The 783-nt window shown below is 60.5% G+C and carries 1 protein-coding gene and 1 pseudogene; both read left to right on the top strand.

Annotated features, from left to right (window positions below; all coding sequences use genetic code 11):
- Nucleotides 1–194, top strand: a pseudogene (locus tag P792_RS38980) (DNA-protecting protein DprA); the annotation flags it as partial.
- Nucleotides 195–235: 41 nt separating this feature from the next.
- A partial coding sequence (locus P792_RS38975; RefSeq protein ID WP_035440340.1) for a toprim domain-containing protein occupies nt 236–783 on the top strand: 548 nt, incomplete at its 3' end.

Below are 783 nucleotides of genomic sequence, written 5' to 3'. Positions count from 1 at the left end.
TTTCACCGCCTCCGGCCCCCGAGAACGTCAAAAAAAGAATATGTGAGCTTCTCTCTCCAACGCCTGTGGCAGTTGACGATATCGTAGCGCACTGCCAGTTCTCGGTTTCCACGGTGCTGTCCGCCCTGTCAGAACTCGAACTTGGCGGCACAGCGACCTTCCTTCCCGGGGGGCAGGTTGTCCTGACAGCCTGATCCACCGGTTACGAACAGGCCGGAGCGGTTCTGGAGTAGAGATGACTGATGTCGTAGTGGTCGAAAGCCCGGCGAAGGCAAAGACCATCAACAAATATCTGGGCGATAATTTCATCGTTCTGGCATCCTTCGGCCATGTCCGCGATCTGCCGCCCAAAGACGGCAGCGTGCGGCCTGACGAGAATTTCGCCATGGACTGGCAGACCGATGAGCGCGGGGCAAAGCAGATCGCCACCATCGCGAAAGCGGTCAAGAACGCCGATACGCTCTATCTCGCCACTGACCCGGATCGCGAAGGCGAGGCCATCTCCTGGCATGTGCGTGCCGCACTGGAAGAGAAGAACCTGCTGCGCGGCAAGAACGTGCAGCGCGTCACCTTCAATGAAATCACCAAATCCGCCGTGCAGACGGCCATGGCGAATCCGCGTGCGCTCGATCAGCCGCTGATCGATGCCTATATGGCCCGCCGTGCGCTCGATTATCTGGTCGGGTTTACCCTCTCGCCCGTCTTGTGGCGCAAACTGCCCGGCAGCCGCAGCGCCGGTCGCGTGCAATCCGTCGCGCTGCGTCTGATCTGCGAGCGCGAGGC

Origin of the sequence: Asaia sp. SF2.1 (genome assembly GCF_000505765.1) — a bacterium.
Classification (GTDB): Bacteria; Pseudomonadota; Alphaproteobacteria; order Acetobacterales; family Acetobacteraceae; genus Asaia; species Asaia bogorensis.
Note: the sequence above shows the minus strand (reverse complement) of the source record. Positions and strands in the feature narration are given on the sequence as shown.